Annotated in this window: 18 protein-coding genes; 9 read left to right on the forward strand and 9 right to left on the reverse strand. The window is 74.3% G+C overall.

Annotated features, from left to right (window positions below; all coding sequences use genetic code 11):
• The first annotated feature begins 100 nt into the window (after positions 1-100).
• From C229_RS0118885 to C229_RS0118910, 6 genes are all read left to right on the forward strand, one after another.
• On the forward strand, positions 101-2,605 hold the full coding sequence (locus C229_RS0118885; RefSeq protein ID WP_081639944.1) for an ATP-binding protein: 2,505 nt from the start codon (positions 101-103) through the stop codon (positions 2,603-2,605).
• Positions 2,606-2,681: 76 nt separating this feature from the next.
• A complete protein-coding gene (locus C229_RS0118890; RefSeq protein ID WP_018656664.1) occupies positions 2,682-3,602 on the forward strand; it encodes an LLM class flavin-dependent oxidoreductase in 921 nt (306 codons plus the stop codon).
• A gap of 52 nt (positions 3,603-3,654) precedes the next feature.
• Positions 3,655-4,398, forward strand: coding sequence for a (Fe-S)-binding protein (locus C229_RS0118895; protein WP_018656665.1), 744 nt, complete (start codon positions 3,655-3,657; stop codon positions 4,396-4,398).
• 2 nt (positions 4,399-4,400) lie between these two features.
• Positions 4,401-5,792, forward strand: a complete 1,392-nt coding sequence (locus C229_RS0118900) for a lactate utilization protein B (RefSeq protein WP_026313931.1) — start codon at positions 4,401-4,403, stop codon at positions 5,790-5,792.
• Positions 5,779-6,408, forward strand: a complete 630-nt coding sequence (locus C229_RS0118905; protein ID WP_018656667.1) for a LutC/YkgG family protein — start codon at positions 5,779-5,781, stop codon at positions 6,406-6,408. Before C229_RS0118900 ends, C229_RS0118905 begins: the two co-directional genes overlap by 14 nt.
• Positions 6,409-6,540: 132 nt before the next feature.
• The gene (locus C229_RS0118910; RefSeq protein WP_018656668.1) at positions 6,541-7,992 is read left to right on the forward strand and encodes an MFS transporter; all 1,452 of its coding nucleotides are present in this window, start codon (positions 6,541-6,543) and stop codon (positions 7,990-7,992) included.
• Between the two features lies 1 nt (position 7,993).
• On the opposite strand, the gene C229_RS0118915 is transcribed toward C229_RS0118910, so the two are convergent.
• Both C229_RS0118915 and C229_RS0118920 read right to left on the reverse strand, forming a co-directional pair.
• Positions 7,994-8,773 carry an SAM-dependent methyltransferase gene (locus C229_RS0118915; protein ID WP_026313933.1) on the reverse strand — a complete coding sequence of 260 codons (780 nt, stop codon included), beginning with the start codon at positions 8,771-8,773 and terminating at the stop codon, positions 7,994-7,996.
• A gap of 68 nt (positions 8,774-8,841) precedes the next feature.
• A complete protein-coding gene (locus C229_RS0118920) occupies positions 8,842-9,492 on the reverse strand; it encodes a DUF998 domain-containing protein (RefSeq protein WP_018656670.1) in 651 nt (216 codons plus the stop codon).
• 123 nt (positions 9,493-9,615) lie between these two features.
• Here C229_RS0118920 and C229_RS0118925 point away from each other — a divergent pair, with 123 nt between their 5' ends.
• Both C229_RS0118925 and C229_RS31080 read left to right on the forward strand, forming a co-directional pair.
• Positions 9,616-10,278 (forward strand): TetR/AcrR family transcriptional regulator, encoded by a 663-nt coding sequence (locus C229_RS0118925; RefSeq protein ID WP_018656671.1) that lies wholly within the window; start codon positions 9,616-9,618, stop codon positions 10,276-10,278.
• Positions 10,279-10,346: 68 nt separating this feature from the next.
• Positions 10,347-11,627, forward strand: coding sequence for a PP2C family protein-serine/threonine phosphatase (locus C229_RS31080; RefSeq protein WP_018656672.1), 1,281 nt, complete (start codon positions 10,347-10,349; stop codon positions 11,625-11,627).
• On the opposite strand, the gene C229_RS0118935 is transcribed toward C229_RS31080, so the two are convergent.
• Positions 11,599-13,002, reverse strand: coding sequence for an MFS transporter (locus C229_RS0118935; RefSeq protein WP_033424561.1), 1,404 nt, complete (start codon positions 13,000-13,002; stop codon positions 11,599-11,601). The genes C229_RS31080 and C229_RS0118935 overlap by 29 nt on opposite strands.
• A gap of 131 nt (positions 13,003-13,133) precedes the next feature.
• Between C229_RS0118935 and C229_RS31085 the strand changes: the two genes are divergently transcribed.
• Positions 13,134-13,676 carry a helix-turn-helix domain-containing protein gene (locus tag C229_RS31085; RefSeq protein ID WP_018656674.1) on the forward strand — a complete coding sequence of 181 codons (543 nt, stop codon included), beginning with the start codon at positions 13,134-13,136 and terminating at the stop codon, positions 13,674-13,676.
• Between the two features lie 98 nt (positions 13,677-13,774).
• Here C229_RS31085 and C229_RS31090 read toward each other — a convergent pair whose 3' ends face one another.
• The 6 genes from C229_RS31090 to cysD form a co-directional block, all read right to left on the reverse strand.
• Entirely contained in the window at positions 13,775-15,079 is a 1,305-nt protein-coding gene (locus C229_RS31090) for a lysine N(6)-hydroxylase/L-ornithine N(5)-oxygenase family protein (RefSeq protein ID WP_018656675.1), read from the reverse strand.
• Positions 15,080-15,252: 173 nt separating this feature from the next.
• A complete protein-coding gene (locus C229_RS33020; protein ID WP_018656676.1) occupies positions 15,253-15,726 on the reverse strand; it encodes a type II toxin-antitoxin system RatA family toxin in 474 nt (157 codons plus the stop codon).
• Positions 15,723-17,318 carry an aldehyde dehydrogenase family protein gene (locus C229_RS0118955; RefSeq protein ID WP_018656677.1) on the reverse strand — a complete coding sequence of 532 codons (1,596 nt, stop codon included), beginning with the start codon at positions 17,316-17,318 and terminating at the stop codon, positions 15,723-15,725. Before C229_RS0118955 ends, C229_RS33020 begins: the two co-directional genes overlap by 4 nt.
• On the reverse strand, positions 17,315-19,150 hold the full coding sequence (locus tag C229_RS33025; RefSeq protein WP_051109024.1) for an MFS transporter: 1,836 nt from the start codon (positions 19,148-19,150) through the stop codon (positions 17,315-17,317). The genes C229_RS0118955 and C229_RS33025 overlap by 4 nt, the downstream gene beginning before the upstream one ends.
• Positions 19,151-19,306: 156 nt before the next feature.
• Positions 19,307-20,566: a sulfate adenylyltransferase subunit 1 gene (locus tag C229_RS0118965; protein ID WP_026313935.1), complete on the reverse strand. Its 1,260-nt coding sequence runs from the start codon at positions 20,564-20,566 to the stop codon at positions 19,307-19,309.
• Positions 20,567-20,640: 74 nt separating this feature from the next.
• Positions 20,641-21,555 (reverse strand): sulfate adenylyltransferase subunit CysD, encoded by a 915-nt coding sequence (gene cysD / locus C229_RS0118970; RefSeq protein WP_018656680.1) that lies wholly within the window; start codon positions 21,553-21,555, stop codon positions 20,641-20,643.

Below are 21,555 nucleotides of genomic sequence, written 5' to 3' on the forward strand. Positions count from 1 at the left end.
CCGCGCATATTTCCTACATTACAGGTATGTTTAGCCTTGTAATCGCGGCACGCCCCGGCGGTCCCGCCGGTCCCGGACGGCCGCGGCGACTCGGAACGGGGTGAAAGTGCACGTCAACCTGCTCGGTCCCCTGGAAGTGCTCCGGAACGGCGAGCCCGTCGCGCTCGGCGGCGTCCACCGGCGGGCCACCCTCGCCTATCTTCTCCTGCACGCGGGCACCGTCGTGTCCACCGGCGACCTGGTCCAAGCGCTGTGGGGCGACGACGCGCCGCCGACCGCGCGCAAGATGGTGCAGAACGCCGTGGCCGGACTGCGCCGGGCGCTGCGCGCCGACGACGCCCCGGACGCCCCCGCGCTGCTCACCGCCGCCCCCGGCTACCTGCTGCGGGTCTCCCCCGCCCAGGTCGACGTCACCCGGTTCCACGAGCTGGTCCGGCAGGGCCGCACCGCGTTCCGGGCCGCCGCCTGGCAGCCCGCCGCGCGGCTGCTGCGCGAGGCGCTGGCGCTGTGGCGCGGGCCCGCGCTGGCCGACGTGGCCGAAACCGGCCGCGCCGTCCGTCCGGCGTGGCCCGAACTGGCCACCCTGGACGAGCAGCGGCTCACCGTCCTGGAGGACTGCGTCGAGGCCGAGCTGGCGCTCGGGCTGCACCGCGAACTCGTCGGCGAGCTGACCCCGCTGGCCGAGGAGGAGCCCGCCCGCGAACGGCTCTGCGGGCTGCTGATGCTGGCGCTGTACCGATGCGGGCAGCAGTCCGAGGCGCTGGCCGTCTTCCGCCGCACCCGCGCCGCCCTGGTCGAGGAGCTGGGCATCGACCCCGCGCCCGAACTGCACCGCCTCCAGCACGCGATCCTCAACCAGGACCCGGCGCTGACCACGTCCACGGTCGCGGTCGGGACGGCCGCGCCGGAGCCGGACGAACGTCCGGCGCGGCCCGCGCCGGACGGCGCGCCGCGCCCGCTCGTGGAGCGCAAGCACGCCAGCGTCCTGCTCGTCCGGGCCCGCGTGCCGGACGGGATCGACGACCCCGAGCAGGTCGCCGAGGCGCTGGCCGCGCTGGACCGCGCCGTCACCGACGAGGCCGCCCGCTACGGCGGGCTCGTGCGCGCCACGCTCGGGTCGGTGCGGCTCGTGGTGTTCGGCGTCCCGCGCGTCCGCGAGGACGACCCGGTGCGCGCCGTCCGCGCCGCGCTGGCGATCCGCGCCCGGCTGACCGGCCCGGCCGCGCCCGCCATGGCGCTGCGGCTCGCCGTCGCCACCGGCGACGTGCTCGCCTCCTACCGCGACGAGGACGACCCCGAACCCGCCGAACTGGCCGGCGGCGTGCTCGAACAGTGCGAATGCCTGCTGGAACGCGCCACCGGCGACGCCGTCCGCGTCTGCGACCGGACCCGGCAGGAGGTCGGCGCGCGGTTCGGCCACGCCGACGTCGACCCGGCGGGCGGCTGGCGGGTGACGGCACCGCGCCCGCCGCGCCCCGCGCCCGCGCCGGACCGGCGCCCCCTGCTGGGACGGGACCGCGAGCTGACACGCCTGTTCGACGTCCTCGACGACGTCCGGCGCCGCCGCCGCCCGCACCTGGTCACGGTGCTCGGCGAACCGGGCCTGGGCCGGACCCGGCTCGCCGCCGAGTTCCGCACGCTGCTGCCCGACCGGGCCGCCGACGTACGCTGCCTGCACGCGGCCGTCCCGCCGTCCTACGAGGGCGAGGCCGACCCGCTGGCGGAGATCGTCCGCTCGCACGCCGGGTTCACCGTCGCGCCCGGCCGCGCCGGGCCCCGGCCCGGCGACGGCCCGCCCCGGCCCGCCTGCCCCGCCGACCGCCTCGCCCGCGCCACCGGCCCCGCCGAGCTGTTCGCGGCCTGGCTGCGGTACCTGGAGGTCACCGCCGCCGATGGGCCGCTCGTCGTCGTCCTCGACGACCTGCACCACGTCGGCGCCGAACTGCTCGGGCTGCTGGAGGAGCTGACCGAGCGCGTCGCGGCCGTGCCGCTGCTCGTCGTCGCGACCGCGCGGCCCGAACTGCTGCACCGGCGGCCCCGCTGGTGCGGCGGACGCCGCGACGCGCACGTCCTCACGCTCGACCCGCTGCCCGACGACGCGACGGCCGCGCTGCTCGGCGGCGCCGACGACCTGCTGCCGCTCGTCGCGGGCAACCCCCTCGTCGCGCTGGAGTACGCGCAGGCGTACCGGCGGCACACCGCCGCCGGTACGCCGCCCGTGCCGCGCCGCGTCACCGCTCTGTTCAGCGCCCGGCTCGACACGCTGCCCGCCGCGCAGAAGGCCGTGCTGCGGCACGCCGCCGTGCTCGGCCCGGCCGTCCGGCCCGCCGGGGTCGCGGCCGTCTCCGGCCGGGCCGGGGACGAGGTCGCCGCGCTGCTGCGCGCCCTGGACCGCGAGGGACTGCTGCGCCGTCTCGTCCCGGGGCCGACGCCCGGCGAGGACGAATACGCGTTCGCGCACCCGCTGCTGCGCGACGTCGCCTACGCGCAGGTGCCGCACCGGCACCGGGCGGCCGGGCGGCGCCGTGCCGAGGAATGGGCGGCCGTGCCGGACGACCGGCGCGCGCGGACGCTCACCGGCCGCCCCGGCGGCCGGGGCTCCTGACCGGCGGATTACCGGACGGTTCCCGCGCCGCGCGTAGCGTGCGGCGCGTCCCTCGACGTCGAGAAAGGCGGGCACGATGCCGCAGACCCCGTCCAAGGTGCTGTTCGGATACGGACCGGGCCCCTTCATCCCCGTCGCGCGCGCCGCGCGGCTGCTGGAGGAGGCCGCCCAGGCCGACCGGGAGGGGCTGGACCTGATCACCGTCACCGACCACCCCTACAACGGCGTGAACCTGGAGGCGTACGGCACGCTCGGCGTGATCCTCGGGCGGACGACGAACCTGACCGTCGTCGCGACCGTCACGAACCTGCCGGTCCGGCCCGCGCCGCTGCTGGCGCGGACCGTCACGACGCTGTCGGCGCTGTCGGGCGGCCGGATCGTCCTCGGCGTCGGGGCGGGCTCGCTGTGGGACGGGATCGTCGGCTTCGGCGTGGACCGGCTCACGCCGGGGCAGGCCGTCCGGCAGCTCGAAGAGGGGATCGTCCTCATCAAGGCGCTCGCGGGCGGCGGGACCGAGCCGGTCACCTTCGACGGCGAGTTCTACCGCGTCGACGCCCTGGACCCGGCCCCCGTCCCGGTGCCGCCGATCTGGACGGGGTCGGTCGGCCCGCGCTCGCTCGCCGTCACGGGCCGGCACGCCGACGGCTGGTCGGCGCCGCACGCGTCCGACTGGGACAGCAAGCTGTACCGCGAGGCCCGTCCCCTCATCGACGAGGCGGCCGTCGCGGCGGGGCGCGCCCCGTCCGACGTCGGCGACTACTTCAACGTCCGGGGCCGCATCACCGCCGAGCCGCTGCCGTCCACCCATGACGAGAACGGCACCTTCCTCGGCGGCTCCCCCGCCCAGTGGATCGACCACCTCACCACCGGCGCCCTGGACCACGGCGCGTCCGGCTTCGTCTTCTTCGACCCGGACGACCCCCGCTCGGACCGCACCCTCGGCCGCTGGACCCAGGAGGTCGTCCCCGCCGTCCGCGAGGCCATCGCCAAGGACTGAGCCGCGGTGTGCGAAGCTCGGGGCATCGCGCTCCCGGGGAGTCCACGCCGCCATGAAGATCGCGCTGTTCGTCACCTGCGTCAACGACACGCTGTTCCCCGAGACGGGACGGGCCGTCGTCACCGTGCTGGAGCGGCTGGGGCACGAGGTCGTCTTCCCGGCCGGGCAGACGTGCTGCGGGCAGATGCACCTCAACTCGGGGTATCCGGAACGGGCGCTGGCGATGGTGTCCGCGTTCACCGGCGTGTTCGAGCCGTACGACGTGATCGTGGCGCCGTCCGGCTCGTGCGCGGCGACGGTGCGCGAGTGGCACGCCCGGCTCGCGGCGCGGGCGGGGCGCGACGACCTGGCGGCGCGGGCGGCGGAGCTGGCGCCGCGCGTGCACGAGCTGTCGGAGCTGCTGGTGGACGTGCTCGGCGTCACCGACGTCGGCGCGGCCTTCCCGCACCGCGTCGCCTACCACCCGACCTGCCACTCGCTGCGGACGCTCCGCCTCGGTGACCGGCCGCTGCGGCTGCTGCGCGAGGTGCGCGGCCTGGACCTGGCGGACCTGCCGGACGCGTCCGAATGCTGCGGGTTCGGCGGCACGTTCGCGCTCAAGAACGGCGACGTGTCGGCCGCGATGTGCGCCGACAAGGTCGCGGCCGTGAAGTCCACCGGCGCCGAGGTGCTGTGCGCGGCCGACAACTCGTGCCTGATGCACGTCGGCGGGGCGCTGGCGCGGCAGCGCGCGGGGGTGCGGGTCGCGCACCTCGCGGAGATCCTGGCGGGCACCGGCGAGGGGAGCCCGGCGTGAGCATGCCGACGTACCTGGGGATGCCGCCGTTCCCGGACGCCGCCCGCGAGGCCGTGGCCGACACCCGGCTGCGGCGCAACCTCGCGCGCGCCACCGGCACGATCCGGGAGCGCCGCGCGGCGGCCGTCGCGGAGCTGGCCGACTGGGACGAACTGCGCGAGTGCGCCAAGCAGATCAAGGACCACACGCTCGGCCACCTCGGGCACTACCTGCGGATGCTCGAAGAGCGCGTGACGGCGGCGGGCGGCGTCGTCCACTGGGCGCGCGACGCCGCCGAGGCCAACGCGATCGTGACGCGGCTCGTCCGGGAGACCGGGGAGACCGAGGTCGTCAAGGTCAAGTCGATGGCCACCCAGGAGATCGGGCTGAACGAGGCGCTGGCCGAGGCGGGTATCGCCGCCGTGGAGACCGACCTGGCCGAGCTGATCGTCCAGCTCGGGGACGACCGGCCCTCGCACCTGCTCGTCCCGGCCATCCACCGGAACCGGGCCGAGATCCGGGAGATCTTCCGGCGGGCGATGCCGTCCGCGCCCGCCGATCTCACCGACGACCCGGCGGCGCTGGCCGAGGCGGCGCGGCGGCACCTGCGCGCCCGGTTCCTGGCGGCGAGGGTCGCGGTGTCGGGGGCGAACTTCGCCGTCGCCGAGACCGGGACCGTGCTCGTCGTGGAGTCGGAGGGCAACGGGCGGATGTGCCTGACGCTGCCCGAGACGCTGATCACCGTGATGGGCATCGAGAAGGTGCTGCCGACGGCCCGCGACCTGGAGGTGTTCCTCCAGGTTCTCCCGCGTTCGTCGACGGCGGAGCGGATGAACCCCTACACCTCGGCGTGGACGGGCGTCACGCCCGGCGACGGGCCGCGCGCGTTCCACCTCGTCCTGCTGGACAACGGCCGCACCGCCACCCTCGCCGACGCGGTCGGCCGCCAGGCGCTGCGCTGCATCCGGTGCTCGGCGTGCCTGAACGTCTGTCCCGTCTACGCCCGCGCGGGCGGCCACGCCTACGGCTCGCCCTATCCCGGCCCGATCGGCGCGATCCTGTCCCCGCAGCTCCGCGGCCTCGGCTCGGACGTGGACGCCTCGCTGCCGTTCGCGTCGTCGCTGTGCGGGGCGTGCTACGAGGTGTGCCCGGTCGCGATCGACATCCCCGAGGTCCTGGTCCACCTGCGCGGCAAGGCGCCCAAGAAGCCCTCAGAACGCCTGGCCATGGGCCTCGCCGGGGCCGCGCTCGCCTCGCCTCGCCGTCTCGCGGCGGCCCAGTTCGCGGCGGGCCGGTCCCGCCGCGCCGTCCGCCGCCTGCGCGCGCCCCGCGCCTGGACCGACACCCGCGACGTGCCCGTCCCGCCCGCGCAGTCGTTCCGCGCCTGGTGGAAGGCGAACCGTGACCGGACCTGACGCCCCGGGCGGGCCGGACCCCGCGACCGCGCGCGACGACATCCTCGGACGGCTCGGTGCGCCGGACGATTCCGTGGCGGAGGCGTACGGGGCGATCCGCCGCGAGTACCTGCGGCGGCACTCCGAGGGCGACGTGCGGGCGCTGTTCGCGGAGCGGGTCGCGCACTACCGGGCCGTCGTGCACACCGTGACCGAGGCCCGCCTGCCCGGAGCGCTGGCGGCGGCCCTGCGGCCCGGCGCCTACGTGCTCGCGCCCGGACTGCCCGCCGCGTGGGCCGCCGCGATCCCGCCCGACCGGCGGGCGGCCGACGGCGCCGAACTCGACGCCGTCGCCGGGGTCGTCACCGGATGCGCGGCCGCCATCGCCGAGACCGGCACGATCGTGCTCGACCACGGCGCCGGGCAGGGACGCCGGGCGCTGACGCTCGTCCCCGACCACCACCTCGTCGTCGTCCCCGCCGACCGGATCGCCGCCGACGTCCCCGAGGCCCTCGCCCGGCTGGACGTCACGCGCCCGCTCACCTTCGTGTCCGGCCCGTCCGCCACCAGCGACATCGAACTGACCCGCGTCGAGGGCGTGCACGGCCCGCGCTCCCTGGAGGTCTTCGTCCTCTGATCCGGGACGGCGACCGCGCCCCGGCGGGGCGGCGTCGTGACCCCCGCCACGTCATCGGCGCGCTGGTATTGCATGATGCAATGCACATGTACGATGCACAGGTTCCGCTCGCGTTCCGCCGAGGAGATCCCGATGCACTCCCCCACGCACCCCGCCCGCCCGGGCGGTGTGGTCGCCACGCTGGCGCTCGCCGGCGTCACGGCGGCGATCATGCAGACGCTGGTCACACCGCTGCTGGCGGAGCTGCCGACGATGCTGGACACGGCGCCCGCCAACGCCGCGTGGGTCATCACCGCGACGCTGCTGGTGTCCGCCGTGTGCGTGCCGGTGTTCGGACGGCTCGGTGACCTGGTCGGCAAGCGGCGGATGCTGCTCGTGTGCTCGGTGCCGCTGATCGTCGGGTCGGTGGTGTGCGCGCTGGCGTCGTCGGTCGTGCCGATGATCGTCGGACGGGGGCTCCAGGGCGTCGGGATGGGCATGGTGCCGCTCGGCATCGCGCTGCTGCGCGACGTCGTCCCGCAGGAGAAGCTGAGCTCGTCGATCGCGCTGGTCAGCGCGTCCATGGGGATCGGCGGCGGGCTCGGGCTGCCGATCGCGGCGGCCGTCGCGCAGTACGCGCACTGGCGGGTGCTCTTCTGGGGCGCCGCCGCGCTCGCCACCGCCGTCGCCGTGCTGATCTTCCTGCTGATCCCCGACGTGCCCGCCGGGGCGCGCGGCGAGCGCTTCGACGTGCCCGGCGCGCTCGGCCTCGGCGCCGGCCTGGTCTGCCTGCTGCTGGCGGTGTCCAAGGGCGCCGACTGGGGCTGGGCGTCGGGGACGACGGTCGGGCTGTTCGCCGCCGCCGTCGTCGTCCTGGCCGCCTGGGGCGTCTGGGAGTGGCGGACGCGGCAGCCGATCGTCGACCTGCGCACCACCGCGCGCCCCCGCGTACTGCTCACCAACCTCGCGTCGATCTTCGTCGGGTTCGGCATGTACTCGGCGATGCTGGTGATGCCGCAGCTCCTCCAGTTCCCCGCCGCGACCGGGTACGGGCTCGGCCAGTCGATGCTGGCGGCGGGCCTGTGGATGATGCCCGGCGGCATCGTGATGATGGTCGTCTCACCGCTCGGCGGGATGCTCACCAACGCGCGCGGGCCCAAGCTGACCCTGGCCTGCGGCGGGCTCGTCCTGGCGGCGGGCTACGGGGCGTCGCTGGCGCTCATGGGGTCGGCGCCGGGCGTCATGGTCGCCCTCATGATCATCAACAGCGGGGTCGGGCTCGCCTACGGCGCGATGCCCGCGCTGATCATGGGATCGGTGCCGCTGTCGGAGACCGCCGCCGCCAACGGCTTCAACACGCTGATGCGCGCGCTCGGGACGTCGGTCGGCGCGGCCGTCATCGGCGTCGTCCTGTCGCACATGACCGTCGGGATGGGCGGGCACACGCTGACGTCCGAGGCGGGTTTCCGCACCGCCCTCATCATCGGCGCCGCCGTCGCGCTGCTCGCCACCGTGATCACGGCCGCGATCCCGGCGGCGCGGCGGGCCGCCGCGCCGGACGCCGCGCCGTCCCCCGCGCCCGCGGCCGTCGCGGCGGAGAACTGACCTACGGCTTGCGGGCGACCGCGCCGTAGGCGTCGATCGCCGGGGCGTCCGCGATCGGCGGGCGCCACCGGGTGATCGGCACCAGGCCCGGCTCGACCGGCTCCAGGCCCGCGAAGCAGGACGCCAGCTCGTCCGGCGCCCGCAGGACGTAGGGGACGCCGCCGCTCTCGGCCAGCCGGTCCGCGCCCGCGACGACCGACGGGCTGGTGTTCGTCCCGTCCCACAGGACGAGGAACGACCCCGGCGCCAGGGCGTCCACGACGGTCGCGACGATGTCCCGCACGGCGTCCAGGTCGGGTTCGTAGCCGAGGACGCCCATGAACATCGCCGCGACGGGCCGGTCGAAGTCGAGCATGGCCGCCGCCTCCGCCAGGATGCGGCGCGGCTCGTGGTAGTCGGCGTGCAGGTACGTCGTCCGGCCCTCGCCGCCGGTGAGCAGCGCGCGGGCGTGCACGAGCACGAGCGGGTCGTTGTCGACGTAGACGACGCCGGCGTCCGGCGCGATCTCGTGCGTGTTCTGCATCGTCGGCAGCCCGGTGCCGATGTCGAGGAACTGCGCGACCCCGGCCTCGTCCGCCAGGTACCGCACCGCCCGGGTGAGGAACCCCCGCGACTCCCGCGCCATCACCGCGATCTCGGGATAGACCCGGACCACCGCGTCCCCGGCGGCCCGGTCGGCCGCGTAGTTGTCCTTGCCGCCCATCCAGTAGTTCCAGATCCGCGCCGCGTGCGGCACATCGGACTGGACACGAGCGGCGAAACCGTCATCGAGCTGAGCCATGACCGAACTCCTGCGCAGGGGGCGGCGGCGACCCCCCGATCCTAGACGCCCGCGCGGTCCCTGCGGGGTCAGGCGTGCGCCAGGCGGGGCGTCTGCGGCTCGGCCGGGGCGGGGGTGCGGAGCAGGTCGGCGGCGAGGAAGGACAGCCAGCCCCAGGAGAAGGCGGCGGCGGCGAGCAGCAGCAGGCCGGTCTGGCCGGGAACGGTCCACGGGACGATGAGGAAGACGACGGCGGCGACGATGCTCGTGATCGCGCGGGGCCGGGAGCCGCGGGCGGAGAAGTGGCGCGCGAGGACGAGCAGCGCGGCGGTGACGACGACGCCCGACAGCGCCGCCGAGACGCCGTGCAGGACGCCGTGCCAGGTGGTGCCCTCGGCCGCGCCGACCGGGTAGCCGGCGGCGGGGTCGGCCACGAAGAGGCCGGAGGCGATGAACGTCCCGCCGAACGCGGCGATGAGGCGCGGTGCCCAGATCCGGCCGGGCGCGTCGGGCAGGGCCCGGCGGAATCCGGCGGCGGCGGCCAGGAACAGGACGCCGGTCACGAGGAAGTTCGCGATCTGCATCCAGCCGTGCTCACCGGCGGAGAGCTGGCTGGCCATGTGCGGGCCGAGTTCGAAGCCGTCGCGGGTGACGGCCTGCGCGACGGCGACGGCGACGAACAGCGGCGTGGCGGCGACACCGGCGGCGAGCAGGGCGGGAGTGGGGACGGGCAGGCGCATGACGACCTCGTTAGGGGCTGGGAGGCGCGGCCGGGAGGACCGCTTCGGAACTAGACGGTACAGTACCCAAAGCGGAACTGGACTGTCCAGTACCCTTCTGGAAACGACCGAAGGAGCCCGCCGATGCCGACCGCGCACTCCCCCGCCCCGCCCGAGGGCGGCCGCTCCGCCCGCAGCCGCCGCAAGATCATCGACGCGGCCACCGAGACGTTCCTGCGCAAGGGTTACGCGGGCACGAGCATGGACGAGATCGCCGCCTCCGCGGCGGTGTCGAAGCAGACCGTCTACAAGCACTTCGCGGACAAGGAGACGCTGTTCGTCCAGATCACCCGGGCGATGTCGCAGCGGGCCGACGAGGCGACCCAGCGCGCCGTCCTCGCCCTCGGTGACCTGGACGACCCGCGCCCCGGGCTCGTCGACCTCGGGCAGCGGTTCCTGACCGTGGTCGTCCGGCCGCAGGCGCTGCTGCTGCGCCGCCTCGTCATCGCGGAGGCCGAGCGCTTCCCCGAGATCGGCCGCGCCTTCTGGGAGAGCGGGTTCGAGCGCGTCATCGGCCACCTGTCGTCCGGTTTCGCGCGGCTCACCGATCGCGGCCTGCTGCGCACCCCCGACCCGGTCGCCGCCGCCCACCACTTCGCGGGCCTGGTGCTGTGGATTCCGATGAACCGCGCCATGTTCTGCGGCGACGCGAGCGCCCCCGGCCCCGACGAGATCGACCGCCTCGCCACCGCGGCCGCCGACGCCTTCCTCGCCGCTTACGGCCCGCCGCCGGGACGGACGGGTTGATGTCGGTCTTGTGACGGTCTGGTCGCGGCGGCGGCCGGGTCCGGGAGCCGCCCGCTAGGTTGACGCGGGTGAGCGGGCGGAACACCGGACGGGACGGCGGCGCGACGCGGGCCGCGCTGGAGCGGGCGGCGCTGCTGCTGCGGGCCGCCGAGGACCTCGGCGCCTGCGTCACGCTGCTGGACGTCCGGCGGACGGTGCGGGCGCTCGTCGTCGAGGACTTCGAGCCCGCCTACGTCGGGCTCGTCCTGGCCGAGCAGGGGCGGCTGCGGCGCGTCACCGACCCCGACCATCCGGTCGCCGTCGAGTCCGCGTACGCCGTGTACGGGCCGGGCGACGCCTGGCCGAGCGCGCGGGCGGCGCGCGACGGCGCGATCGTCACCGTCGCCGACCGGGACGAGCTGCGCGCGCACTACGCGCCCGAGGCACTGGCCATGTACGACGAGCTGGAGCTGGCGTCGGCGGTGTGCGTGCCGCTCCCGGGGACGCGCGGCGTCGTCGGGGTGCTCGTCCTCGGGTGGGACGCGCCCTACGCCGTGGACCTGGCCGACCGGGCCGTCCTGACCACGATCGCCGGGTACACCGCGCAGGCGGTGGAGCGTGCCCGCCTGGTGGACGACCGGGTGTCGGTGGCGCGCGAACTCCAGGCCGCGATGCTCACCGACCTGCCGCTGCTGCCGCGCATCGGGCTGGCGGGGCTGTACCGGGCGTCGTCGTCGGGCGACCTGGTCGGCGGCGACTGGTACGACGCCTACGCGCTGCCCGCCCCCGCGCCGGAGGGGACGATCGCGCTGACCGTCGGCGACATCACCGGCCACGACATGCGCGCCGCCGCCATCATGGGACAGGTCCGCGCGATGCTGCGCCAGGCCGACTTCGACCACCCCGAGCGCGGCCCGGCCGCCGCCGTCGCCGCGCTGGAGAACGCCTGCGAGTCGCTCGAACTCGACGCCACCGGCACCCTCGTCCACGCCCACCTGCACCGCGACGGCCGCGAGTGGGAACTGCGCTGGACCAACGCCGGGCACCCGCCGCCGCTGCTCGCCCTGCGCGACGGCACCGTCCACAAGGTCCTCGGCCACGACCGCCTGCTCTGGCCCGGCCTCGTCGACACGCCCCGCACCGAACACCGGCTGCCGCTGCCGCCCGGCTCGACCCTCCTGCTGTACACCGACGGCTTCATCGAACGCCGCGGCCACGACATCGAGGACCACCTGACGACGGTCGCCACCCGTCTGGCCGACCACGCCGACCTCCCGCTGCCCGCCCTGGTCGACGTCCTCGCCACGCACGCCGCCGACACCACCGACGACCTGGTCCTCCTCACCGTCCGCGTCCCGGCCCGGATCTGAGCACCCTCGCACGCCCGCTCCGGACGGCCGGGGCCAACGGCGCCAAGGCGAGGACGACGACCCCGCACCCGGCCACGACGCCCCATCCGGGCCGCGCCGCTCCGGCGAGCCCGCCGGGCTCCACCCCGGCGACGAGCCCGCCCGCGACGGCGACGCCCACCGCCGAGCCGAGCTGACGAGCGCTGGAGGTGATCCCGCCCGCCACCCCGGCGCGGTCGGGCGGGAGCGCGGCGACGGCGGTGGCCGTGATCGGCGCGTTGGCGAAGCCGAACCCGACGCCGACCAGCAGGAACGCCGCCGACAGTGCCCGCAGGCCGGTGCCGTCGGTCACGAACAGCAGGCAGAACCCGCCGGCGGTGAGGAAGGCCCCGGCGGCCAGCAGCGGAAGCCGCGCGCCGAAACGTCCGACCAGCACGCCGGACAGCGGGGCGCAGACGGTCGCCGCGAGCGCGAGCGGAAGCGTCACGAGGCCGACGATGAACGGCGCGACCCCCCGGGCTTGCTGGAGATACAGGGTGTTGAGCAGCAGCGCCGCGTTCAGCGCGACGAACACCACGACCGCGCCCGCGGCGGCCGCGGCGAACGAGACCCGGCGGAACAGCGCCGGGTCGACCAGCGGCTCGGCCCGCCGCGCCTCCACCCGGGCGAACACCACCAGCGCCACGGAGACGGCCGCGTAGCCGCCCACCATCGCGCGCGACCCCCAGCCCACGTGCGGCCCCTCGATCAGCAGCGCCACCGCGCCGCCGACCACCGCGACGAGCAGGAGCTGCCCCGGAACGTCCAGCCGACGCGGCCGCTCCGCGCGCGACTCGGGGACGAACACCGCCGCCAGCCCCGACGCGACCGCCACGACCGGCACGTTCACCCAGAACACCGACCGCCAGCCCGCCGACTCGACGAGCAGCCCGCCCACGAGCGGCCCGGCCGCCATGCTCGCCCCGAACACCGCCGCCCACACGCCGATCGCGCGGGCCCTCTCCCCCGGCTCGGTGATCACATTGACGACGATCGCCAGCGCCACCGGGCTCAGCATCGACGCGCCGACCCCCTGCGCGACGCGGGCCGCGATCAGCACCCCCGCGTCCGGAGCCAGCGCGCACGCCACCGACGCGGCGCCGAACACCGCGAGGCCGAGGCGGAACACGCGGCGCCGGCCAAACCGGTCGGCCAGCGCGCCGGAGGAGATGAGGAGGGCGGCGAGCGTGAGCGTGTAGGCGTCGACCGTCCATTCCAGGCCCCGGGTGCCGACGCCGAGACCGGCGCCGATCGCGGGCAGGCCGACGTTCACGATCGTGGTGTCGAGCCCGACCAGGAACAGGCTCAGGCAGCAGATCGCGAGCACCGTCCGGCGTCTCGGGCCGGGGTCGGGCATGGTTCCTCCAGGTCGTCGGGGGCGGGTTCCCGGTGACGACGGTGCGCGCGCCGGACGCGGAAGCGGTAGCGTTCTTGCGGAAACCGCAAAAGATCGGCGGCGTCCGCGCACCGTGACGGCACACTGGTGCCGTGGACATCGACGTGGAGGGCGTCCTGGCCGCGATCGGGCCGCGCCTGCGGGCGCTGCGCCGCGAGCGCGGGCTGACGCTGGAGGCGCTGGCGGCGGTGACGGGCCTGTCGGTCAGCGCGCTATCGCGCCTGGAGTCCGGCAAACGCCGCCCCACCCTGGACCTGCTGCTCCCGCTCGCCCACGTCCACGGCATCGCCCTCGATCGGCTCATCGCCGCGCCCGCCACCGGCGATCCCCGCGTCCACCTGACCCCGCGCCGGAGCCCGAACGGCAGCGTCGTCGTCCCCCTCACGCAGTATCCGGGCCGCCACCGCGTCTTCAAGCAGGTCCTCGCGCCCACCCCCCGCCGCCTCGTCACCCACCCCGGCCGGGAATGGCTTCACGTCCTCGCGGGCGACGTCCTCCTCGTCCTCGACACCCACGAAACCGTCCTCCACCCGGGCACCACCGCCGAATTCGACACCACCCGCCCCCATTGGTTCGGCCCCACCACCCACCACCCAGCCGAAATCCTGCACATCTTCACCCCCGAGGCGCTTTGAATCGCCCATGTGATGCTGACCACGGAGGACGTCCTGCCGGGAGCCTGGGTGACGGACGTGTCACCGTCCACGTGCGGGAGGGTGAGTGGTGGTCGGGGTCAGTTGGAGAGGGCGTAGGCGTTGTGGCGGCCGTTGGTGAGGGAGGCGGCGATCTCGCCGGCGCGGATGGCCGTGTTGGACAGGAGGGTGGAGGTGATGCCGTGGGTGTGCTCGCTGGCGCCCTGGACGTAGATGCCGCAGCGCAGGGTGGCGTCGGTGACGGCGCGGTAGTCGCGGCCCAGGGTGACGCGGCCGTCGTCGCGGCGGACGCAGTGCTCGCCGGTCGCGCCGAGCAGCGTCAGCGGGTCGGTGGGGCGGTAGCCGGTCGCGTAGACGAGCACGTCGGCGTCCAGGACCTGCTCCTCGCCCGTCGGCAGGAACCGGACCGTCGCCTTCACGCCGCCCTCGTGCGCGGTGACGTCGGTGAGGCGCGAGGCGTTGAGCAGCCGCAGCCGCTCCACGCCCTGCACGCGCTCCTGGTAGTGGCGCCGGTACAGCTCCTCGATGAGGTCCATGTCCACGACGGAGTAGTTCGTGGACTGGTGGTAGGCGCGCAGCAGTTCCTTGACGTCGTCCCCGGCGGCGTAGAAGTGGTCGACGGCGCCCGGGTCGAAGATGCGGTTCGCGAACGGGCTGTCGTCGGCCGGGGTGTAGCCGTAGCGGGCGAACACCGCGCAGACCTCGGCGGCGGGGAACGTGGTGTGCAGGTGGTCGACGACCTCGGCGGCGCTCTGCCCGGCGCCGACGACCAGGACGCGGCGCGGGTCCTCCAGCGTGGGCAGCCTGCGCAGCAGGTCCTCGCTGTGCCAGATCCGGTCGCCGTTCGGGACGCCCTCGGGCAGCACGGGCTCCAGCCCGGCGGCGACGACGAGGTTGCGGGTGCGGTAGGTGCTCAGCTCGCCGCTGCCGCCGTCCTGGCGGGCGACGACGTCGAGGTACTCGACGTGGCCGTCCACGGTGACGGGCGTGACGGCGACGACCTCCGAGCCGTAGCGCACCTGGTCGGCGAACGGCGCCGCCGCCCATTCCAGGTAGTCGTGGAATTCCACCCGGGAGGGGAACATCGTCTTGTGGTTGATGAAGTCCACGAGACGGCCCTTGTCCTGGAGGTAATTCAGGAATCCGAACTCGCTGGACGGATTCCGCATCGTGACGAGATCCTTGAGAAAGGAGACCTGCATCGTCGTGCCCTCGATCAGCATGCCCCGGTGCCAGCCGAACGCCGGCTGCTTCTCCAGGAACACGGCGTCCACCGGGGTTCCGGACCCGGCGGCCTGCTCGCGCAGCGCGATCGCCAGGGCGAGGTTGGACGGGCCGAAGCCGATGCCGACGAGATCGTGGACACGCTGCTCCGCACGGGACATGGAGGGACCTTCCGGGGGGATCTCGACTTAGGTTAGGCTTTCCTAAGATCAGGAGCGTAACCCGCTTCCCACTCCCCCACAAGGCGACTGTGACACGCGTCGCCCTGTTCCCCTGCCGGAGCCGAGGGCTCCCGCCCCGGCCGCCCGCGCGGCGCGGGCCGGTCCGGGACGGGTCAGTGCGGCAGCGCCCCCGAGGGGGTGCGGTCGGTGAGGTGGTGGTCGCCGATGAGGATCTTGGTGGGTGGGGCGAGGGCTTCGATCGTGGTGGCGATGGAGCGGAGGATCGTGCGGGCGGCCATCGGGTCGATCGCGCCCGCCAGGTGGGCCACCGAGGTGCGGAAGTCGATCGTGTAGCGGACGGTCGAGCCGGTGCCGCACGGCTCGATCGACCAGGAGCCCGTCATCGCCGCGAAGTCGCCGGTGGTCTGCTCGAAGTCGACGGCGAGGCCGTGCCCGCGGTGGCGGTCGCGCTGCGTCCAGCCGAGGGACGCCCCGTTGAACGCCAGGTCCCAGGTGGCGGTGTCGCCGTCGCGGGTCACGGCGCGGACGTCCGGGGCGTGCTCGGCGAAGACCGACGGATCGGTCAGCGCCGCGTACAGTTCCCCGGCGTCGCGGCCGGTGGCGATCTCCAGCGTGTAGGCGGTCATCGGGCACCTCCCGGACGCACCAGACCGACGCCTTGCAGGTGCGTCGTGCGGAGCATCAGATAGTTGGCCTCGCCGAACGCGCCGCCCGTCAGCCCCCGGCCGCCGTGGGTCGGGAGGAACGGCCGGAACGCCGAGTGCGAGTCGTTGATGTTGAGGACGCCGCAGTTCGTGACGTCCCGCACGAGCCGGTCCACGACGGACGTCTCCGACGCCCACGCCGAGACGCGCAGCCCGTACCGGTTCGCCGCGACGAACGCCAGCACGTCGTCGAGCATCGCCTCGTCCGGGCCGCCCGCCGGGACGACGACCGGCAGCAGCGGCGAGAACGTCTCGTTCACGACCGCGTTGGTCGCCCGCGCCGCGTCCAGGCCGTCGACCCGAAGGATCGTCGGCTCCAGGAACAGGCCCGTGTCGGACGCGTTCCCGTGGACGTCGAGCCGCCGGCCGCCGTGCGCCAGCGTCGCCCCCGACTCGACCGCGTCGGCGATGTCGTCGAAGAACGTGTCCGCCTGGAGCACCGGCGTCAGCACGACGCCCGGTTCGTCCGGGAAGCCGGGACGGGCCCGCGCCGCCTCGGCGGCCAGCCGCGACAGCAGCTCGTCCGCGATGGCCGGATGCGCGATGACGTGGTTGGGGATGTTGCAGATCTGCCCCGACATCCGGAAGTTCTCGGTCAGCGACCGCACCGCGCCGTCCAGGTCGGCGCCCCGCCACACGATGCAGCAGTCGTTCCCGGCCAGCTCCAGGATCGGCTTCTTCCCGGCGCGGACGGCGGCCTGCTCGAACGCCAGGCCCTTCCCGCTGCCGCCCACGTAGACGACGTCGGCGACGTGCGGGCTGTTCAGCCACGTCTCCATCATCGGCGGCCCGCACAGGATGTTCAGCACGCCCGGCGGCGCCCCGAACTCCTCCAGGACGGGCAGCACGACCTCGTGCAGCGCGTACGTCGTGGCCAGCGGCACGCCGCGCGGCGCGCGCAGCACGACGGTGTTCCCGGCGAGCAGCGCGGTGATGCCGAACAGCGCGTTCGGCGCGGACGCGTTCTGCGGCGGGTTGACGCACACGACCCCGTCGGGGACGCGCCGCAGCACCGACGTCCGGTCGCCGTCGCTCCGCTCGAAGCGCATCTGCGACGCGCACCACTCCAGGGTCGGGCGGCTGAAGTCGGCCTGCCAGTACTCGTCCATCGTCGGCCCGGCCAGGTCGATCGGCTGACCCTCCGCGACGAGCACCCGCGCGATGGCGTCGCGCTTCTCGCGCAGCCGCTCACCGATGGCGAGCCCGATCTCCACCCGGGTCTCCAGCGGCACCCGCGACCAGGCGGGCAGCGCCCGCGCGGCGGCGGCCAGCGCGCGTTCCATCATGGGCTCGTCCGCGAGCGCGCACGCGCCGGCGAGCGCGTCCCCGGCGTCGCGGGCGTCCACGCGCCCGGCGTCCAGGTCCTGTTTGAGGCGCAGCGCGGCGAACGTGTCCTCCAGGACGGCCCGCGCCCGCACGGTGTGCACGGCGCGCCCGTTCGGGTTCTCGACGGCCTCGCCGCCGATGTGGGCGGGGAACCACAGGGCCCCGCGCTCGGTGAGGGTGGCGGTCATGACGGGACCTCCTTCTCGGTACGGGTGCGGACGGCGACGCGGCCGTCCTCGACGGTGAACCGCACCCGCGACAGGTCGGTCAGCCGGACGTCGGCGCCGCTGCCGTCCTCGGCGGCGGAGCCGATCGCGAGGGTGGCGCAGCCCGCGGCGCGGCCGGACTCGACGCCCGCGGCGGAGTCCTCGACGACCAGGCAGCGCGCCGGGTCGAGCGAGAGCGCCCGCGCGCCCCGCAGGTACGGCTCGGGGGCGGGCTTGCCGCTGTCCACGTCGTCGGCGGTGACGACGGCGCCGGGCAGCCCGAGCCCGGCGGCGTCCATGCGGGCGCGGGTCACCGAGCGGGTGCAGGACGTGACGATCGCCTTGAGGTCGCCGGTGTCGGCCAGCGCCTCGGGGGCGCCGGGCAGGACGACGACGCCCTGCACGGTCTCGCTGGCGATGCGGTCGTAGTCGGCCACGGCGTCCGCGACACGGTCGGCGGGAAGCAGGTCGGCGACGATCTCCTTGGCGGGGCGCCCGGTGGAGCGGGCGACCAGCTCGGGGTCGACGCCGTGCCGTTCGGCCCAGGTGCGCCAGGCGCGGGCGACGGCGGGCTTGGAGTCGATGAGGGTGCCGTCCATGTCGAACAGGACGGCGTCGAACCGGCGTCCGTCGAACAGGTCGTCCACGGGTTCTCCTTCCGCTTCGGTCGCGCGTTTGCGCAGGTACGAGATGAGCAGGACGACGAGCCCGACGGCGACGAGCGACAGCCCGGCGCCGAGCAGCACGACGGAGGTGAGCCCGCCGAGGTCGAGGGCGACCCCGCCGAGCCCGGCGCCGCCGACGATGCCGACGTTGAAGCCGGACACCGCGAACGAGACGGCGAGGTCGCCGCCCGGTCCGGCGGCCTGGTACAGCGCGGCCTGGACGGCGGGGACGAACGACCACGCGGCGAGCTGCCACACGGCGACGAGCGCGATGGCGCCGCCGGGCGAGTTCACCAGCGGGAGCGCGGCGACGAGCGCCGCGGCGGTGATCGCGGAGGTGAGCAGCAGGGTGAGCGGCAGCCGCGCGTCGGCGCCGCGCCCGCCGATGATGTTGCCGAGCACCGCGCCGAGCCCGGCGAGGAACAGCACCGCCGTGACGGGTGCGCCGTGCAGGCCGGAGCGCTGCTCCAGCAGCGGCACCAGGTAGGTGTAGACGGTGAACGAGGCGCCCCAGAACACGGTGATCGCGGCGAGTCCGACGATCACCGGCCGGTTGCCGAGGGCGCCGAGCCGGGTGCGCAGCGGCGGGCCGTCGTCGGCGCCCGAGCGCGGGACGCGCAGCGCGATGATCGCGATGGCGACGCCGGCGAGCGCGGCGATGCCGAGCATCGGGACGCGCCAGCCGGTGCGCTGCCCGAGCAGTGTGCTGACCGGGACGCCGAGCGCGGTGGCGGTGCTGACCCCGGCGACGATCGTCGCCATCGCCCGCGCCCGGCGTTCGGGTCCGGCGAGCTTGGCGGCGGTCGCGATGGCCGTCGCGAGGTAGAGGCCCATCATGGCCCCGGTGACGAGGCGCGAGACGAGCAGGACGGCGAAGTTCGGCGCCGCTCCGGCGAGCAGGTGCCCGCCGACGAAGGCCGCGAGCGTGCCGAGCAGCAGCTTGCGCCGGTCGACGCGGGTGAACAGGGCGGCGAGCAGCGGCGCGCCGACCGCGAACGCGAGGGCGTTGGCGGTGACGAGCTGCCCGGCGACCGATTCGGAGACGCCGGTCTCCTCGGCGATCTGCGGGAGGAGGCCGACGGGGATGAACTCGGTGCAGGAGACGGCGAACGCTCCGGCGAACAGCGCCATGATGGCTGACCGGTTCATTCCGTTCTTGCCTTTTGTCGCGTCGGGTGGAGAGGACCCGGCGCCGGTGTTCGCATCGTGCTGGGTGTCGGTCACCACGGATTGTCCTTCGGTCGTCGTTTCCGGGGGAACGGCCGTTTCTGTCAAGTAACCTGACCGGACCGTTGACCGGTCCGGCTAACCGGCCGAGACGATCATCCCCGCGCCGATCGTCCTATCCGTCGCCTCGTCGATGAGAATGAAACCTCCCGTCAGCCTGTTCCTGGTGTACTCGTCCGCGAACAGGGGCGCCGCGACGCGCAGGCCCACGCGTCCGATCTCGTTGAGTTCGAGCGCCGTCGCCTCCTCGTCGCGGTGCAGGGTGTTGACGTCCAGCCGATAGTGCAGTTCCTTGACCATCGCCTTCGCGGTCTGCGTCGTGTGCTTCAGGAGCACCTTCGAGCGCGGGGTGAGGGCCTGGTCGGGCGTCATCCAGCAGACCATCGCCTCGACGTCCTGCACGGACTTCGGCCGGTTGTTCGGTCGTGCGATCATGTCGCCGCGGGAGATGTCGATCTCGTCGGCGAGCCGCAGCGTGACCGACATCGGCGGGTGCGCCTCGGGCACCGGGCCGTTCGGGCCGTCGATGTGGGTGATCGTCGTGGTGAGGCCGGACGGCAGGTGCACGACCTCGTCGCCGGTCTTGAGGACGCCGCCCGCGACCTGCCCCGCGTAGCCCCGGTAGTCGTGCAGCTCGGGGTCGTCGGTCGCCTGCGGCCGGATGACGTACTGCACCGGGAACCGCACGTCGATGAGGTTGCGGTCGGACGCGATGTGCACGTGCTCCAGGTGGTGCAGCAGCGACGGCCCGCGATACCAGGGCGTGTTCGGGGACGGCTCGACGACGTTGTCGCCGTTCAGCGCGGAGACCGGGATGAACGTCAGGTCACCGGCCTTGAGCTTGGCCGCGAACGCCGAGAAATCGTCCACGATCTTCTGGTAGGTGTCCTGGTCGTAATCGACCAGGTCCATTTTGTTGACCGCGACGACCAGGTGCGGGACGTTCAGCAGCGTGGCCAGGAACGCGTGCCGCCGCGACTGTTCCAGCATGCCCTTGCGGGCGTCCACGAGAATGATCGCCAGATCGGCGGTGGACGCGCCGGTGACCATGTTCCGCGTGTACTGGATGTGGCCCGGCGTGTCCGCGATGATGAACTTGCGGCGCGGCGTCGCGAAATAGCGGTACGCCACGTCGATCGTGATGCCCTGTTCGCGCTCGGCGCGCAGGCCGTCGGTGAGCAGCGCGAGATTGGTGTCCTCGCCCCGGTCGGCGCTGGTGCGCTCGACCGATTCGAGCTGGTCGGCGAAGACGGCCTTGGAGTCGTGCAGCAGGCGGCCGATCAGCGTGGACTTGCCGTCGTCCACGCTCCCGGCGGTGGCGAACCGCAGCAGGTCCATGGTCCGGGTGTCGCGGGGGTCGGTCTCCGCCAGAGCGGCGGGCGTGGTGGTGGGTGCGGTCGTGGGGGCGGTCATCAGAAGTAGCCCTCCTTCTTGCGGTCTTCCATCGCGGCCTCGCTGGACCGGTCGTCGGCGCGGGTCTGGCCGCGTTCGGTGATCCGGGTGGCGGCGATCTCGTCGATCACCTCGTCGAGCGACGTCGCGGACGACTCGACGGCGCCGGTGCAGGACGCGTCACCGACGGTCCGGTACCGGACGGTCGCCTCGAACGGGGGCTCGTCGTCGCCCCGGTTGGCGTAGGGCAGGTCCGCGAGGAGCATCCCGTCGCGCTCGAACACCGCGCGCTGGTGCGCGAAGTAGATCGGCGGCAGCTCCAGCTCCTCGCGCCGGATGTAGTCCCAGATGTCCAGCTCGGTCCAGTTGGACAGCGGGAACACCCGGACGTGCTCGCCCTTCTTGATCCGCGTGTTGAACAGGTTCCACAGCTCGGGCCGCTGGTTCTTGGGGTCCCACTGCCCGAAGTCGTCGCGGAACGAGACGACGCGCTCCTTGGCGCGCGCCTTCTCCTCGTCGCGCCGGGCGCCGCCGAACGCGGCGTCGAACGCGTGCTCCTCGATCGCGTCGAGCAGCGTCACGGTCTGGAGCCGGTTGCGGCTCGCGCGCCGCCCGGTCTCCTCCTGGACGCGGCCGGCGTCGATCGAGTCCTGGACGGACGCGACGACGAGCCGCACCCCGAACTCCTCGACCGTCCGGTCGCGGAACTCGATGACCTCCGGGAAGTTGTGTCCGGTGTCGACGTGCATGACGGGGAACGGCAGCGCGGCGGGCGCGAACGCCTTCTGCGCGAGCCGCAGCAGGACGATGCTGTCCTTGCCGCCCGAGAACAGCAGCACGGGCTTCTCGAACTCGGCCGCGATCTCGCGGATGATCTGGATGGACTCGGCCTCCAGCAGGTCGAGCTGGGAGAGCAGGTAGTCGGACTGCGTCAT

This window comes from Actinomadura flavalba DSM 45200, assembly GCF_000374305.1.
GTDB classification, from domain to species: Bacteria; Actinomycetota; Actinomycetes; order Streptosporangiales; family Streptosporangiaceae; genus Spirillospora; species Spirillospora flavalba.